Source organism: Winogradskyella ursingii (genome assembly GCF_013403975.1).
GTDB lineage: Bacteria > Bacteroidota > Bacteroidia > Flavobacteriales > Flavobacteriaceae > Winogradskyella > Winogradskyella ursingii.
The window spans coordinates 416,562-432,716 of record NZ_JABFDH010000002.1 but is presented as its reverse complement, the minus strand read 5'-3'; the positions used below and the strand labels follow the sequence as shown (position 1 = coordinate 432,716).

Genomic DNA, 16,155 nt, shown 5'->3' with positions numbered 1-16,155 from the left:
TATTTTAAAATTAAGAACAAAATTAAAACCAAGGTTTTCGCCCTAGTTGATAGGTTCTATAAAATTCTTCATCGGATTTGGTGAGGTAAATGATGCCCTCGATCAATCCTATTAAGCCAAGCGCCCATATTAGCAGAACACCAACACCAACACAAGTAAGGATTGCTCCTATAATCCAAAGGCCGAGTAAGATACCACCTTCTTTATTGTAACCTAAAATAAATTTGTGAATACCAAGTCCACCAAATATTATAGCTACAATTCCAGCAAGTAGTTTTTTGTTTTCGCCGGTTGGACCACCAAAAGCTTCTTTTGCACCATCCGAAAATTCTTTTGCACTGCTTTTAGCCTCTTTGGAAAATTCTTGTGCCTTTTCTTTAGCATCCGCCGAAAATTCTTTCGCAGATTGACTTATTTTATCACCAGTTTGCTTAGCATTGTCCTTGGCATCATCGAGCATGTCATTAAGATCATCTCCTAAATTTTTATTGTCGTCTGACATAATGGTTGGTTTTATGAGTTGTGATTATTGTAGTACTAAAATTAATAAAAAAAGTAATGCGATTACTTAAAAGCTGCGTCAATAGGTTCCCACAATTCAATTTTATTGTTCTCATTGTCTAGAATCCAAGCAAACTTTCCGTAATCGTAGGTTTCCATATCACCAACAATTGTGACCCCTTCTTCTTGCAGAATTTTTAATAGTTCCTCTAGATTTTCCACACGATAGTTGAACATAAAATCCTTTTTTGAAGGTTGAAAATAAGTGGTATCATCTTTAAACGGACTCCACTGAGTAGAACAGTCATTACCTTCTTTGTCCTTCCACCAAAAAGTGCATCCATAATCATCGGTATTAAACCCCAAATGTTTGTTGTACCAATCTTTAGAAGCTTTTGGATCTTTGGTTTTAAAGAATAACCCTCCTATTCCTGTGACGCGTTTTTTCATCCTTATCTTAAATTTACTTGTGCTGAATTTATTTCAATATTTAAGGTTTTCATCATTTGAAATCCTAAATAGTATTCATTATTTCTTTAGAGCTGTCTCATAAATTTCAATCCACTCATCGCAATTCATTTTACGAGTTAATTCACCAATTAATTCATAAGGAATCTCATCCATTTTCTTAAATCGGATGCAACTTTTACCCATATCCAATTTTCTTTCGCAATGTTTTGGGTATTCTTTTACAAACCAATCATGCAAGTCTTTTTGGGCGTAAATGCCACTATGATATAAATTTACTGAATTCTTCTGTGAAGCGAAACTCATAAACGGTAATGGTACTTTTGGGTCGCAGTGGTACCCATCTGGATAGACCGAATGTGGTACATAATAGCCAATCATTTTATAAATCATGCCTTCCTCAAAACCTTTTGGTAAATTATCCTTAATCGTTTTACGTAATTTTTTTAGAGCATCTTGACGCTCCTCTGGTACTTGATTAATATAGTCTTCGGGTGAATTGGCATCGTATTGCATTTTTTGATTGTTTAGCGTTCTCTAAGTTAGCAAAATTTTGCTTTAACCTTGTCAACTATGGTCTGGGCAAGTTTTTCGTTGCTCTCAATTGTCCAACCTGCAACGTGTGGTGTAAGCAAAACGTTGTCTGACTGAATTAGATATTGAAATGCCTCGGGCAACTTTGTTTTTTTACTTTTTCGCATCCATCTGATATTAGAGGTATCCAATTTAAACAAATCCTCAAAGGATGATTTTTCATATTCCAAAACATCCAAACCAGCACCTAGAATTTTACCAGACTGTAAAGCCGAAACAAGGTCTTCTGTAACAACGCTTTTACCTCGAGCCGTGTTAATTAACCAAAACGGTTTTTTGAATTTTGATATAAATTCTGAATTCACCATTCCCAACGTCATAGGTGTTTGTGGGGTGTGAAGACTAAGTACATCAGCTTTTTCTTGAAGCTCCTTCAAAGTGGTTTGCTTGGCGTTCCCATCACCTACATTTTCTTTGATATCATAGCATAAAACTTCAACATCAAAACCGCTGAGTTTTTTGGAGAATGCTTTACCCATATTTCCATAACCGATAAGGCCAACCGTTTTACCGTCCAGTTCTAAACCTCTGTTGGCTTCACGTAGCCATTTGCCATTTCTAACTTCTTTATCAGCTTTATTAAGTTTGTTTAACAGCGACAGCAACATTCCTAGTGTATGCTCACCAACAGCATTTCGATTTCCTTCTGGTGCAGCAACTAGAAATACACCTTTTTTCTCCGCATATTCTGTATCGATGTTTTCCAATCCTGCACCTACCCTTCCGATAAATTTTAGATTTTTAGCGGCATCTAAAAAGGTTTTGTCAATCGAAAAACGACTACGGATTAATAGGCCATCATAATCTGAAATTTTAGCTTCTATGTCAGATTTTGAAGATGAGTAATCCTCATGATTGGTAAAGCCTAAATCATTAAATCGGGTTATTAACAACGGGTGGTTTTTATCTAAGTGTATAATTTTCATGTTTAAATTTCTTAAAAACGGGAATCTTTTTATGTGGTACCTAGACTTGCTTGGCTAGGTGCTTTCAGTAAAATTTGTTCTATTTTAACCAATGCTCGATGTGACAGCTAAACTATATTTTCGGATATTCGGTTTGAGTTCTTTCGTGTTGTACATTGCCTGTGTGGGCTGTATTCAGCTTTTCAAATAATAGCACGTGAACTTCTTCATCATTTTTTGTGGTTGGATTGTGTTCCACCCCTTTAGGCACAACAATGAGTTCTCCTTCATTAATGACTTCCGTTCTGTCCCTAAATTGCATATACAGCGTCCCTTTTATCACTTGAAACAATTCATCTTCATTATCGTGACTGTGCCAAACAAATTCGCCTTTTAGCTTGGCTAGAATAACTTGCATATCGTCCACTATAGCTACTTGATGCGGATGCCAGTTTTTACTGAATTTTGTAAATTTTTGTTTTATGTTGATTGGTTTCATGTTATAAATTTACGAAACTTTAATGTTAGGTATTGAAGGCATGGCCATTTTGAATTCTTGAAAAATTGTAGAAGAAAGTCCAGCCGATAGCTAACAGGATTTTAGGTGTTATCCTATAAAAATAAAAAGAAATTTAATTAGTGGATATGCTCCGCAACTTCAAAACCCAATAATAAGCCCAGAAAGCACAAAAAATAAATATATGCCTAATATATCATTACTCGTTGTAATAAAGGGTCCTGTAGCAATTGCTGGGTCAATACCGCGTTTATCAAGAATAATTGGAACAAAAGTACCAACCAAGGCAGCGACAATAATTACGGACAACATGGATACAGCAATGGCTATACTCTCGGTGGAATTTTGACCAATTAAAAAACCAAACAGAATAACCAATAAGGCTAAAACAGCACCATTAATAAGTGCCAAACCGACCTCTTTTAATAATCGTCCTAATAGACTCCCTTTTACATTATCATTAGCGAGTCCTTGAACAATAATTGCGCTGGATTGTACACCTACGTTGCCTGCCATTGCTGCAATAAGTGGTGTGTAGAAAAATAGTGAAGGCACGGTCTCCATGATTTCTTCGTAACCTTTCATGATAAACACACTACCCAAACCACCAAACAACCCTAAAACTAGCCAAGGCAAACGTGCTCTGGTGAGTTGCCAAATACTATCATCGGCTTCAACTTCCTGGGTAATACCTGCAGCCAATTGGTAATCTTTGTCAGCTTCTTCTTTTAATACATCAACAATATCATCGATGGTGATTCTACCCAGAAGAATTTGATTGTTATCCACAACAGGAATGGCTTCTAAATCGTATTTGGCCATGACTTTTGCCACATCTTCAGCATCATCATGGACATTGACCCAATCAACAGTGTCCTTGGCGATGTCCGCTATTTTCTGTTCGCTTTTGGCTACAATTAAATCTTTGAGCGATAGACGGCCAATAAGTTTTTCAGTTTTATCGACAACATAAATGGAATGGACACGTGTAACATCCTTGGCCTGTCCGCGTATTCTCCGCAAGCAACCAGCTACCGTCCAAGTCTCATAAACCTTAACCAATTCTTTTGCCATGAGTCCACCTGCGGTATCTTCATCATATTTTAAAAGTTCTTGGATTTCGGCTTTGTGCTCTTGATCTTCAATTTGGGATATAACTGCTTCTTGTCGTTCTTCAGAAAGCTCAGCTATAATATCTGCCGCATCATCGGTGTCGAGCTCTTCTATTTCTTCAGCAATCTCTTTAGCGGAAAGATTTCTTAAAACTTTTTCCCGATTGTCCTCATCCATTTCCATGAGGATATCTGATGTAGTTTCAGAATTTAAAAGTTTAATAACATATACAGAATCTTCAAGGTTGAGCTCGTCTAGAATTTCTGCAATATCTGCGAAGTGAAATTCATTTAAAAGTTTTTTAAGTTCCTTGTCGTTTTGCTCCTCGACTAGGACCTCGACTTTTTCAACGAGTTCATCAGTAAGTTGAAACTGTATGTTATCTTGGATGTCTTCCACTGTAATAGTTTTACATTATTGCGAGTCGAGCAAAGCAATCTGTTAAATGAGATTGCCTCGTGCTACAGACTGCCAATGACGTTATTTTTCGTCATTTTCAATTAAAGTGGTCAGCTCAATAAACTGTGCGACACTCAATTGTTCTGGACGTTGTCCAAATATAGTATTTGCTTTTAAATTATCCGACAGATTAAAGGTTTTTAAACTGTTTCTGAGTGTTTTTCTGCGCTGTTGAAATCCCGTTTTCACAACTCTGAAAAATAATTTTTCATCGCAAGGTAGAGTGTAGTTTTCTTTTCTTGTAAGTCGGAGTACGCCAGAATCAACCTTTGGTGGTGGATTAAAAACCGAAGGTGGTACGGTAAAAAGATAGTCGGCGTCGTAATATGCTTGAGTCAATATCGAAAGGATCCCATAAATTTTAGAACCTTCTTTTGAACAAATGCGCAATGCAACTTCTTTTTGAAACATGCCTGAAAATTCTGGAATTTGATGGCGCAGTTCCAAAGTTTTAAAAACAATTTGTGACGAAATGTTATAAGGGAAATTACCAATAATAGCGAAAGGCCTGTCCTCAAACACTAAACTTAAATCGTATTTTAGAAAGTCTTTTTCTATGATTCTATTAGCTAATGTGAGGTAATTATTTTTGAGATAATCAACCGATTCGGTATCAATTTCTATCACGTGCGTAGTGATATTTTTTTCTAACAAATATTTGGTAAGAACACCCATTCCAGGACCAATTTCCAATACATCATTATAGCCTTGTAATGATAATGAATCTGCTATTTTTTGAGCAATAGATTCATCTTTTAGAAAATGTTGACCTAAGTGTTTTTTTGCTTTAACTTGGTGTTGATTACCCATTAGTTGTCATTGGTTTTGGGAGATTTAATTCCGATGAAAATTAAAATTAGACCAAATCCTAAGCCACAAGTAAATCCACCAACAGTTTCCCAAGGTTCAGTGCCATAATTGAAATAGGAGATGACAATACCTAATATGATAAGAAAAAGACTTGAAATAAGGAACTTTTTACGATTTAGGTATATGTATTCGTTTGCTTTCATAGGTTAATCGAAATCTACTGTATATTCATCGATAACCTCCAATTCAGTTCTAAAAGCCAACATTTTGTCAGCAAATTTTTCTGCACCTGCTTTTCTGAGACCTTCTGCATCATTTTTGTAATAGTCAATTAATGCTTGCTTTGAGTGTGCTCTGTATTGAATGGAATAGGTTTCGGCATCATTGTCCTCAACCAATACCTTTGTAAGTTTAGCTTCTTTGAATTTTCCTGTTGCTAATACTTGAGGGATATGTTCTTTGATCCAAACTAGCCATTCGTCGTGAATGCTTTTATCTATGTTAACAGTAACGTTGTATATAATCATAATTCTCGGAATTAGGAATTAGCAAAATGGGATTCGTTTACAAAAGTATGAATTTAGACGAGAATAGTTGGCTCCCAACGTTGCTAAGACGCAAAGTTGAACATTTTAACCCATAGACTTATTAACTGCCAATAGAGGCTTAAAACTAATTTATCGCATCACCACGAAGCATCCTAAATTTCTTCCTAGCTTCAACAAAATAAATACTGTCTTCGTGCTCAAAGATGATTTTCTCGTAGAGTGGTTTTGCCTCTTCGGGTTTGGCCAAAAAGGAATAGTATAATTCCGCTAAGGCGTAAATGGCGTCATCTGCTAAAATATCCTCTTTGTATTCTTTAATGATTTCCAAATAATTAGCTTCTGCTTTTGTGTATTGTTTTTTTTGCTCGAATAATTTGGCTTGTTGAAACAAGGCCTGATCGGTGATACTTTCACCCTTATGCTCAATTAAAATTTTATCTAATAGAGAAATGGCTTCATCAGTTTTATTCTGAAACGCCAACAAATCTGCTTTCGCATAATACTTTAATGCCGTTTGTGTGCTGTCTTCGTATTTATTGTCCGAAATGAGTAGTTTTAAATCGAGTGCATCATTAGCAATGAGCTGTGAGGTGGATGCCTTTAGAATTTTTAATTGTGATTCTGCCCAATCAAAATCACCTTTGTAATAACTTGTTTTTGCCACTTTATACCGTGCTTCTTGAGAAATGGTGCTATTCTTTAAGTTAGCTTGAATTTGGGAATAGAAAATCAGAGCCTCATTAAACCGTTCTTGAAGGACCAAAATATCTGCCAATAATAGCTTGACTTTCGCCTCTTGTAATTCTGAAATATTCAGGTTTAAGCTTTCTCTTAGAAAAGCCGTTGCGGTTTCTGTATCTTTTAAATTGAAAGCCAAAAACTCTCCGTAGGCCAATTGCAATGGTAAAGTTAATTCTGATTTACCGTACTGCTCAAATAGTTCTTTGTAACGTTGGTCAATTCGATCTAGCTCTTTATCATCTGCTGTTCTGGTGGCAATTTCTAGCAAATATTGATGAGCTGTTAATAAGGTACTTTGGTCTTGAGTAGTTTCCAGAATATATTCAAAAATGTCCGTCGCGGTATCTGGATCGTCATCGTTTAGAGCTGTAACAGCCAATTCAAAAATACGATCCAGACTCTCTGGAAAACGTTTATATAGAGCTTTCTCCTGAACAAATGATTTACTATAAGCTTTTTCCTGTACATAAAGCCAGCTCAACATTTCGTACCAATAGACATCGGGTTGCTGCTGTATTTTTTTTAGTAATGCACGTCTCAAAAGAACATTGTTTTCGTTGTCATTATTTTCGGAAATAAATCCACCTAAGGCACGCTTTACGCTGTTAATATAATTTGGTTTATAGGCAATGTATTCGATGTAGCTGGAAAACATGTCCTCGATATTGCCCTGTTCGCCATAAATACGAGCCAATTGAATGCTATAATCTCTATCTGGTGTGAGCAACCTCCCTTTTCTATAGACTTCAACGGCTTCATCCAGTAAAGAATGACTTTCAAATTGTTTGGCAATACCGTAAATATAATTTGGACTAGTATCGACATAATCTATGGCTTCTTTGTAAAGTTTTTTGGCCTGATTTAAACTGTCTTGAAGTTGATAATTATATCCCAATTCAATAACTAACGTTGGTCGTCTAGATTTTACCAAGCGGTTAATAAGTATGGTCTGAGCCTCAGCATATTGTTCTAATTGTTGGTGCGTGTCAATAATTTTGTAAATGTACTTATAGTCGTTTGGCCGTTCTTTATTCAGGTTTTGATAGATCACCAGCGCTTTACTAAATTCTCCACGATTATAGTAATTATCTGCCAGCGCTTCGCTGTTTTGAGCGATTGAAAAGTTCGCGCAAACAAGAAAGAAAAATATTAAAAGTAGGTAACGCATGTATGGTGTTTCTGTAAATATAACAAATGCTGAAAGTAGATATTGTGAATGTTTTAATAAAAAAATGCCCAAACAAAAAGTTTAGGCATTTGGACCAGCAAAATAAATGTGCTATTAATCATTACTTGTTATAATAAATGATTCAATTACTCTGTCATGGTATTTTAAAATAGAACTTCGCTTACCATCACAATGAGTGAAACCAGTATAGCTATTCTTAATAAATTTTTCATAAATAGGTTATTCTTGATTGGGTGATGCTAACTTCAAAAAAAATAATCAGAAAAACGAAGAAACGCACATAAAATAGATGAAATACGCTTTTTTTTAACAAATAACCCAGAAACACTTGTTATTTAAAATTAAGAAATCATGTCAAAACCTGTGTATGGCAATAGAACTTCAGGTATTTTGATGCCATCTTCAGTTTGGCAATTCTCTAGGATACCTGCTAAAACGCGTGGTAATGCCAAAGAACTTCCGTTGAGTGTGTGACAGAGTTCGTTTTTACCATCATTATTTTTAAATCTCAATTTTAAGCGATTTGCTTGAAACGTTTCAAAATTAGAAACCGATGAAATTTCTAACCAACGGTCCTGCGCTGTTGAAAACACTTCAAAGTCATAGGTCAGTGCTGAGGTGAAACCTAGATCGCCACCACACAACCTTAAAATTCTATATGGGAGTTTTAGTTCCTTTAAAATCATTTTTACATGTTCTACCATGCCTTCCAAAGCTTTATAAGATTGGTCGGGATGTTCAACCCTAAGGATTTCAACCTTATCGAATTGATGTAAACGATTAAGTCCTCTAACATGTGCACCATAACTACCTGCTTCTCTTCTAAAACATGGCGTGTAGCCTGTAATACTTATAGGCAGCTCGCTTTCATTTAACAGAGTATCTCTAAAAATATTAGTCGCTGGTACTTCGGCCGTTGGTATTAAGTATAAATTGTCTTCTGTAACATGATACATTTGACCTTCCTTATCGGGCAATTGACCAGTCCCAAAACCTGAAGCTTCATTCACCAAATGTGGTACTTGATATTCCGTATAACCAGCCTCTGTGTTCTTGTCTAAAAAATAAGTAATCAACGCGCGTTGCAATCGTGCACCTTTTCCTTTATAAACAGGAAAACCAGCTCCGGTTATTTTATTGCCAAGTTCAAAATCTATTATGTCGTATTTTTTTGCAAGCTCCCAATGTGGCAATGCGCCTTCATATAATTTTGGAATGTCACCTTCCCTGAATGTTTCCTCATTATCCTCGTCCGTGTTTCCCGCAGGAACTATGTCATTGGGAACATTTGGAATTTTATAGAGTACCTGATCCAAAGATTCAATAGTATTGTTTAGGTGCTGTTCAAGTTCCTTTGTATGCTCTTTAATTTGAGTTGTTTTCTCTTTCAATAAATTTGCTTTTTGAATTTCTCCAGATTTAAAGAGGTTTCCTATTTCTTTAGAAAGTGCGTTGGAGTCCGCTTTGGCGTTGTCCAATTTTGTCTGGGTTGATCTGCGCTCTTCATCTAAAGCAATAGCTTCTTCAATCATTTCAGTAGCATCAAAATTACGTTTGGCCAAACGATTGATAACATCCTCTTTGTGGTCTCTAATAAAAGCAACTTGTAACATAATGAATTTTTAAATCTTTGTGTGCAAGAGCACGTAAAATAAGGCACAAAAGTAGTAAGAAATTGATCGGATTAAAACAAAAGACAGCCTATTTTGATGGTAAAATCCAATCATGGTGTTTAAAGTGGTGCCATCGCTCATTGGCCAAATCCACTTCAGGGTCTATAAGCTGCTTGGACGGTTTTCCGTTAACGCTAACATAAGAGGTAACATAAACTTTGACGTCTTGACCTTCTTGAGCAAATTTCTTTTTTAAATGTTGGGCAAATTGCCAGATCACGTCGGGTTTGTTGCTTGCACCTCGCTGTTGTTTTTTAGTGAGGTAATCATCAAGATTAATGCGTATAGCATTATTGGTTTTAGTGTCAATTACGGTATAAGAGGTACGTCCGCCTTTGGCTCTAAGCATCATGCGCCATGATAATCTATGGCCTTCTTCGGTCCAAAGCACATCGTCTTTAAAAAAATGATGCCTTAAAGGCAATGCCATCTGAATGATAAAATAAGTTGATAGGCAGGCCAGTATAATCGAACTGTGTTTGGGCGCACTAACTTCATTTTTATCGTAAAATGGTTTCCGTTTCAAAAATAAACTATGAATGGTTTTAGGCTCGAAAAAGAAAAGACTAAAAGATAAACTTAAATACGGGAAAATACCAATCTGAAACACGATGGAATTAAACAGATGAAAGAAAATTGAAATAAAGAAAATATACTTCCTTGTAGGTTTAAATAACAATAACGGAATAATCAGACCATCGAACAAAATACCTCCATAAGCGATGACATGATGTACAAAAGAATGCTGTAAAATTCCACCGATTACAGAAATATCAGCTTTATTTCGCATTAACAGTTCAATTACTGTAGTGTCCAGCCAATCTGGATAAAATTTTGCAGCCGAAGCATAGGTATAAACAATTAAAAGTTGAATGATAAAAACCCATTTGCACCAATTTGGCATGGAAATTCGTCTCAAAGAAGGGTTGAGTTTTACATCTATTGAAGCAAAGCGATGGGCTGGCAAGAACACCATGATAAAGCTTAATAGCGATAGCAAATAATAATGATTGTTATAGGAGGACTTTTGCATAAGGTAAGTGCTCGTCCACATTACCGCGAACATAAACATGCTAAACCTATATTTGTAGCCCACCATTATGAGCAAGCCAAATATGCTCATTACGATGTAATAGACGTACATCCAATCGCCTGGTAATGGTTGTAACCACTCAAAACCAATAAATGAGAAGGTGAAATCTGGCTCAATCAAAGTTCGTCTTATCCACCCTGTCACAACTGCTCCAGCAGTTTCCAAAAAACATAACAAACCAAAAATCATTCTAAAAATGATCAAACTTGAATTGTCTATATGTTTAAACAGAAATTTATTCATTTATTGAATCAATATAATCTAAGGCAAACTTTTTGTCCTTTGTTAATTGAGTTTTAAGCGCTTCGAGATTTTTAAATTTATCTTCCTTTCTAATATATTTTAAGAATTCAATTTTCACAATATTATCATAGAGATTATTATTAAAATCGAAGAAATGTACTTCTATAGAATTGGTTATACCTCCAACGGTAGGGTTGGTGCCAATATTCATCATGCCGTAAACAGTTTTTTCTTCAATTAAAGATTTCACTATATAAACACCATTATTAGGAATGAGCTTGTATTGTTCTTCGACAGAAATGTTTGCTGTAGGAAAATTTATTGTTTTGCCGAGCCCTTTTCCTTTTACAACTTTGCCAGACATAAAGTAATTGTATCCCAGATAAGAATTGGCAAGAGCAACCTGTCCGTTGGAAAGTGCTTTTCTGATTTTCGTTGAGCTTATTGTAACGTCCTCGATGTCTTCTGCCGAGATTTCTTTTACACTAAAATTATAAATTTCAGAAAAACGTTTTAGGTCGTTGATATCCGCACTTCGGTTTTTTCCGAACTTATGATCGTAACCAATGACTATTTGTTTGGCATTGAGCTCATCTACCAATATGTTTTTAACGTAATCTTTGGCAGACATACTAGCAAAATCTTTAGTGAATGGCTTTATTATGACTTCTTCAATTCCAAAAGATTTAATTAAAGTTTCGCGTTCTTCAATTGTGTTTAGTAACCGGATAGTCTTGTCTTTTTGCAACACCATTCTGGGATGGGGAAATAGTGTAAGCACTACAGGTTTTAAGTTATGATCCTTGGAGAGCCGGACAATATGTTTTAATATTTTTTGATGCCCTATGTGCACTCCGTCAAATGTGCCAATAGTCAAGGACTTTGCTGATGTTAAACTCAAGTTTTTAGGATATTTATTTGCAAATTTTTCTGACAATTAATTTTTAATCGTTAAAAAAATCTTAAATTCGGATGATTTTAAACTCTTTAAATACTAACTATGAAAACAAAGCTACATTTTGTTTTGTCATTATTCATGTTTTTATCGGTATTTTCTGTTGTTGCCCAGCAGGGTTATTGGCAGAAAACCAATCAAACAATTCAAAATAATGACGGTAAGCAAACTACTCTCAATCAAAATTTTTATCAAACCTATCAACTAAATATTGATGGTCTAAAGGCTGAACTAACTAATGCACCATTGCGCGCCTTTGTAACGGGCAAGTCTAATGCAATGGTTTACCTACCAAATGCTCAAGGTAAACTAGAGCGATTTCGCGTAGTCGAAGCGCCCGTTCTCTCTCAAGAACTCTCACAGCGTTATCCAAATATTAAAACATATTTGGGTTTTAGCACCGAAAATGCCGGTGTAAGAGCCCGCTTTAGTGTGACGTCTCATGGATTGCAATCTATGATTACATATCCAAATGCACCAATGACGTTTACAGTACCTCAAAATAAAACTGATAGAACCTCTTATATTTCTTACACAAGAGAAGTTAGAACTGAAGGTTTAAAAGATTTTGATTGTTTGACAGAAGATGAAGTCTTACCTCTAGACACAAATAGTTTTGCAAATAGAGATGCAGATGACCAAACTTTAAGAACATTTAGAATAGCAATTTCTACAAATGGAGAATATACCCAATTTTGGGACGATGGAGATGATGGAAATGGTGATGCTCAGGAAGATGCGCTCGCTCAGGTCGTTTCAACTTTAAACCGTAATAATGAAGTATTTGAAGTAGATATGGCAGTTACTTTTACCTTGGTAACAGGAACTGAATTGGTATTTCCAGATCCTTCTACAGACCCTTATGGAGCAAGTGGCTTAAATGGTGCCTTACAATCAACATTAACAAGTGAAGTTGGTGAGGCCAATTATGACATAGGCCATTTACTGGCTTTTGGAGGAAAAAATGGTAACGCTGGTTGTATTGGCTGTGTTTGTGTTGATGGTCAAAAAGGATCAGGTTTTTCTCAACATGATTTTACCGATAACGATGGTGGGCCATATATGGCGGATTTCTTCGATATTGATTATGTGCCTCATGAAATAGGTCACCAAATGGGTGCCAATCACACGTGGTCGTTCCAAAGTGAGGGCACTGGTGTTAATGCAGAGCCTGGAAGTGGTACCACCATAATGGGTTATGCTGGTATTACAGGATCTAATGATGTGCAAGATCACTCAGACCCTTATTTCCATTATTTTAGTATTTCTCAAATATTAGATAATTTAGAAACCCAAACTTGTTGGGAGGGAACGACAATTACCAATAATGCACCAGTAGCAGATGCGGGAAGTGATTTTACGATTCCAGGAGGTACTGCTTTTGTTCTGAGAGGAGCGGCAACAGATGCTGATACGGATGATGTGCTTACCTACACTTGGGAGCAAATTGATAATGGAGTTACCACATCAGGAAACTTTGGTCCGGACAAGACAACTGGAGCCGTTTGGAGATCAAGACCACCAAGTACTTCAACAGATCGTTTTATGCCGATTGTAGAGCGTGTAGTTACTGGAGACTTGACCCAAACCAACCCACTTGAAACAACGGATAACTCTTCTTGGGAAACCGTTTCAAATGTTAGTAGATCACTTAATTTTGCTCTAATAGTTAGAGATCGCAGTGAAGCTGATGGTGTTGGTCAAAATCCACAGACCGATTTTGATACCATGACCGTCACAGTAGACGGTGATTCAGGTCCTTTTGCTGTAACATCCCAAACAACTGACATTACTTGGGATGCAGGATCTAATCAAACAATAACTTGGGATGTTGCAGGTACAGATGGAGGTGCAGTAAATACACCAACAGTCAATATATTGTTATCAACAGATGGAGGTTTTACATTCCCATTTGTAATGGCTACTGATGTGCCTAATAATGGATCTGCTGTTGTCAATATACCTCTTACAGGTGGCGATACTTCTACAGCTAGGGTTAAAGTTGAGGGAAATAACAATATTTTTTATGCTATTAACCCAATAAACTTTTCAATTCAAGAATCTGAATTCGTATTGAATGTAGATGATCCTTCTATTGATGTGTGTTCACCTGACGATGTAGTTTATAATTTTACTTATAACACCTTCCTTGGATTTACTGGTACTACAGTTTTTACTACAACTGGGTTACCAGCAGGTGCTGTAGGTACGTTCTCGCCAGCTACGGCATCAGCGGATGGGACAGTTGTTACACTTACGGTTACCGGTACGGGAACATTAGACGTTGGTAACTATCCATTCTCAATTGTTGGTACTTCTGGGACGATAACTCATTCGGCAGACGTACAATTTAATGTTTATGATAACAACTTAGCTACATTGAATCTTCTTACTCCAGCAAATGGTGAATTAGATGTACCTGCAGACGCAGCTGTATTAAGCTGGGAAGCAGACGTTAATGCAACCGCGTATGAAGTAGATATTGCCACAGATGCAGCCTTTACTAATATTGTTGAAGGAACAGTGGTCAGTGAGACTACATATACACCAACATCTTTAGCAATTACAACTGAATATTTTTGGCGTGTTAGAGGCGTAAATGATTGTGGTACTGGAGAGTATTCTCAAGCAAGTTTTACCACAGCAAATATTTTCTGTACATCTTATAATTCTTCGGATACACCTATCAATATCCCAGATAATAATCCCACAGGAATTGGGTCTACTATAAATGTACCAACCACGTCCTTGATAACAGATGTTAATGTTACTGTGAATATAACTCATACTTGGGTCAATGACTTAGAGTTAACATTAGTTGCTCCAAACGGAACAATAGTTATCCTTTCTAATAGAAACGGAGCTGCGAACACACAGAATTACACCAATACGGTATTTGATCAAGAAGCAACTGAGCCTATAAGTAGTGGTTCAGCACCTTTTACAGGGACATTTGTACCAGATGGGGATTTAAGTGTTTATTATGGTGCTTTTTCAGGTGGTGATTGGACATTAAATGTATCTGATAATGCTGGGTTTGATACAGGTACTATTGATAGTTGGACATTGGAAATATGCGGTAGTCCAGAAGAAGATATAGATAATGATGGTTTACCAAATGATGCAGACAATTGTCCAGAAATAGCTAATGCAGATCAGGCAGATCTGGATGGTGATGGGATTGGGGACGTTTGTGATCCAGATATAGACGGTGATGGAATTTTAAATGGTGATGACAATTGTCCCGAAAATGCTAACCCAGGACAAGAGGATATAGATGGCGATGGTGTTGGTGATTTGTGTGATGAGAATTGTGAAACACTTGTTTCGACAGATACACCTATCGTGATAGCTGAAAGTGGAGCTGATGCGACATATACTACTTCAGTAACCTTTATGCCAAGTCTTATTGTTACCGATGTGAATGTTACCGTAAATATTGATCATGTTTTTGATGCTGATTTAGATATTTCTATTACAGGACCAAATGGACAAACCGTAGATTTATCTTCAGGTAATGGAGGAGCGGGTGACAATTATACAGATACTGTTTTTGACCAAGAAGCTGATACTTCAATTTTAGCTGGATCTCCTCCATATACTGGTAGTTTTATTCCAGAAGGAGATTTGTCTGTATTTTATGGAGAACTGTCCAACGGAACTTGGACGGTAACCGTAGCAGATACTTTTGGTGCCCTAGATGGAGGAACAATCAATTCTGTTTCTGTTGAAATCTGTGGTGTGCTTAACCCAGATGATTTGGATGGCGACACCATCTTAAATGATGTAGACAATTGTACATTAACAGCAAATACTGATCAGGCAGATTTAGATAATGATGGTTTAGGAGATGCTTGTGATGACGATATAGATGGTGATGGAGTGATTAACGCTAATGATAATTGTGTAACTCAAAGTAACGCTGACCAAGCTGATAATGACAATGATGGCTTAGGTGATATTTGTGATGACGATGATGACAATGATGGTGTTGTAGATACATTTGATAATTGTCCACTTACAGCAAACCCTGATCAGTCAGACTTAGACTTTAATGGTGTTGGTGATGTCTGTGACGGTCTAATTGCTAATAATGTTTTAACTCCGAATGGTGATAATATTAACGACACGTGGACAGTGTTAAATGCTGAGAGATTCCCTAATATGACCATTAAGGTTTATAATAGATGGGGTAACGAAGTGTTTAGTGCCAAAGGATATAATAATGATTGGAAAGGAACCAATGGTGGTGACACTTTACCTACAGGATCATATTATTATACGATAGATCAAAACGGTGATGGTGCGGTAGTATTAACAGGATGGATATACTTAACGCTTTAGGA

The 16,155-nt window shown here is 36.4% G+C and carries 14 protein-coding genes; 1 reads left to right on the top strand and 13 read right to left on the bottom strand.

The features are described from left to right. Positions 1-22 precede the first annotated feature (22 nt). The 13 genes from HM983_RS05705 to HM983_RS05645 all read right to left on the bottom strand — a co-directional run bounded on the left by HM983_RS05705 (position 23) and on the right by HM983_RS05645 (position 11,755). Entirely contained in the window at positions 23-502 is a 480-nt protein-coding gene (locus HM983_RS05705; protein WP_179344429.1) for a TM2 domain-containing protein, read from the bottom strand. A gap of 62 nt (positions 503-564) precedes the next feature. Then, positions 565-951, bottom strand: a complete 387-nt coding sequence (locus tag HM983_RS05700; protein WP_179344428.1) for a VOC family protein — start codon at positions 949-951, stop codon at positions 565-567. 78 nt (positions 952-1,029) lie between these two features. Next, the gene (locus tag HM983_RS05695; protein ID WP_179344427.1) at positions 1,030-1,485 is read right to left on the bottom strand and encodes a DUF1801 domain-containing protein; all 456 of its coding nucleotides are present in this window, start codon (positions 1,483-1,485) and stop codon (positions 1,030-1,032) included. A 26-nt stretch (positions 1,486-1,511) separates the two neighbouring features. Next, positions 1,512-2,489: a 2-hydroxyacid dehydrogenase gene (locus HM983_RS05690; RefSeq protein WP_179344426.1), complete on the bottom strand. Its 978-nt coding sequence runs from the start codon at positions 2,487-2,489 to the stop codon at positions 1,512-1,514. A 112-nt stretch (positions 2,490-2,601) separates the two neighbouring features. Next, positions 2,602-2,967 (bottom strand): cupin domain-containing protein, encoded by a 366-nt coding sequence (locus HM983_RS05685; RefSeq protein WP_179344425.1) that lies wholly within the window; start codon positions 2,965-2,967, stop codon positions 2,602-2,604. Positions 2,968-3,126: 159 nt separating this feature from the next. Then, positions 3,127-4,476 carry a magnesium transporter gene (gene mgtE, locus HM983_RS05680; protein WP_179344762.1) on the bottom strand — a complete coding sequence of 450 codons (1,350 nt, stop codon included), beginning with the start codon at positions 4,474-4,476 and terminating at the stop codon, positions 3,127-3,129. A gap of 102 nt (positions 4,477-4,578) precedes the next feature. Next, positions 4,579-5,367 carry a 16S rRNA (adenine(1518)-N(6)/adenine(1519)-N(6))-dimethyltransferase RsmA gene (rsmA, locus tag HM983_RS05675; RefSeq protein WP_179344424.1) on the bottom strand — a complete coding sequence of 263 codons (789 nt, stop codon included), beginning with the start codon at positions 5,365-5,367 and terminating at the stop codon, positions 4,579-4,581. Beyond that, positions 5,367-5,570: a hypothetical protein gene (locus HM983_RS05670; RefSeq protein WP_179344423.1), complete on the bottom strand. Its 204-nt coding sequence runs from the start codon at positions 5,568-5,570 to the stop codon at positions 5,367-5,369. The genes rsmA and HM983_RS05670 overlap by 1 nt, the downstream gene beginning before the upstream one ends. Positions 5,571-5,573: 3 nt before the next feature. Then, the gene (locus HM983_RS05665) at positions 5,574-5,894 is read right to left on the bottom strand and encodes a DUF4286 family protein (RefSeq protein ID WP_179344422.1); all 321 of its coding nucleotides are present in this window, start codon (positions 5,892-5,894) and stop codon (positions 5,574-5,576) included. A gap of 145 nt (positions 5,895-6,039) precedes the next feature. Further along, positions 6,040-7,896, bottom strand: coding sequence for a tetratricopeptide repeat protein (locus HM983_RS05660; RefSeq protein ID WP_317166943.1), 1,857 nt, complete (start codon positions 7,894-7,896; stop codon positions 6,040-6,042). Between the two features lie 290 nt (positions 7,897-8,186). Further along, positions 8,187-9,458, bottom strand: a complete 1,272-nt coding sequence (gene serS / locus HM983_RS05655; RefSeq protein WP_179344421.1) for a serine--tRNA ligase — start codon at positions 9,456-9,458, stop codon at positions 8,187-8,189. Between the two features lie 88 nt (positions 9,459-9,546). Beyond that, positions 9,547-10,854 (bottom strand): HTTM domain-containing protein, encoded by a 1,308-nt coding sequence (locus HM983_RS05650; protein ID WP_179344420.1) that lies wholly within the window; start codon positions 10,852-10,854, stop codon positions 9,547-9,549. After that, on the bottom strand, positions 10,847-11,755 hold the full coding sequence (locus HM983_RS05645; RefSeq protein ID WP_179344419.1) for a bifunctional riboflavin kinase/FAD synthetase: 909 nt from the start codon (positions 11,753-11,755) through the stop codon (positions 10,847-10,849). The genes HM983_RS05650 and HM983_RS05645 overlap by 8 nt, the downstream gene beginning before the upstream one ends. Positions 11,756-11,854: 99 nt before the next feature. Between HM983_RS05645 and HM983_RS15940 the strand changes: the two genes are divergently transcribed. Next, a complete protein-coding gene (locus HM983_RS15940; RefSeq protein WP_179344418.1) occupies positions 11,855-16,153 on the top strand; it encodes a thrombospondin type 3 repeat-containing protein in 4,299 nt (1,432 codons plus the stop codon). Positions 16,154-16,155: the final 2 nt, after the last annotated feature.

What these genes read in the sequence shown, in the direction of transcription:
- HM983_RS05705 (WP_179344429.1), bottom strand. Translation starts at nt 502, where the DNA reads ATGTCAGACGACAATAAAAATTTAGGAGATGATCTTAATGACATGCTC.
- HM983_RS05700 (WP_179344428.1), bottom strand. Translation starts at nt 951, where the DNA reads ATGAAAAAACGCGTCACAGGAATAGGAGGGTTATTCTTTAAAACCAAA.
- HM983_RS05695 (WP_179344427.1), bottom strand. Translation starts at nt 1,485, where the DNA reads ATGCAATACGATGCCAATTCACCCGAAGACTATATTAATCAAGTACCA.
- HM983_RS05690 (WP_179344426.1), bottom strand. Translation starts at nt 2,489, where the DNA reads ATGAAAATTATACACTTAGATAAAAACCACCCGTTGTTAATAACCCGA.
- HM983_RS05685 (WP_179344425.1), bottom strand. Translation starts at nt 2,967, where the DNA reads ATGAAACCAATCAACATAAAACAAAAATTTACAAAATTCAGTAAAAAC.
- rsmA (WP_179344424.1), bottom strand. Translation starts at nt 5,367, where the DNA reads ATGGGTAATCAACACCAAGTTAAAGCAAAAAAACACTTAGGTCAACAT.
- HM983_RS05670 (WP_179344423.1), bottom strand. Translation starts at nt 5,570, where the DNA reads ATGAAAGCAAACGAATACATATACCTAAATCGTAAAAAGTTCCTTATT.
- HM983_RS05665 (WP_179344422.1), bottom strand. Translation starts at nt 5,894, where the DNA reads ATGATTATATACAACGTTACTGTTAACATAGATAAAAGCATTCACGAC.
- serS (WP_179344421.1), bottom strand. Translation starts at nt 9,458, where the DNA reads ATGTTACAAGTTGCTTTTATTAGAGACCACAAAGAGGATGTTATCAAT.
- HM983_RS05650 (WP_179344420.1), bottom strand. Translation starts at nt 10,854, where the DNA reads ATGAATAAATTTCTGTTTAAACATATAGACAATTCAAGTTTGATCATT.
- HM983_RS15940 (WP_179344418.1), top strand. Translation starts at nt 11,855, where the DNA reads ATGAAAACAAAGCTACATTTTGTTTTGTCATTATTCATGTTTTTATCG.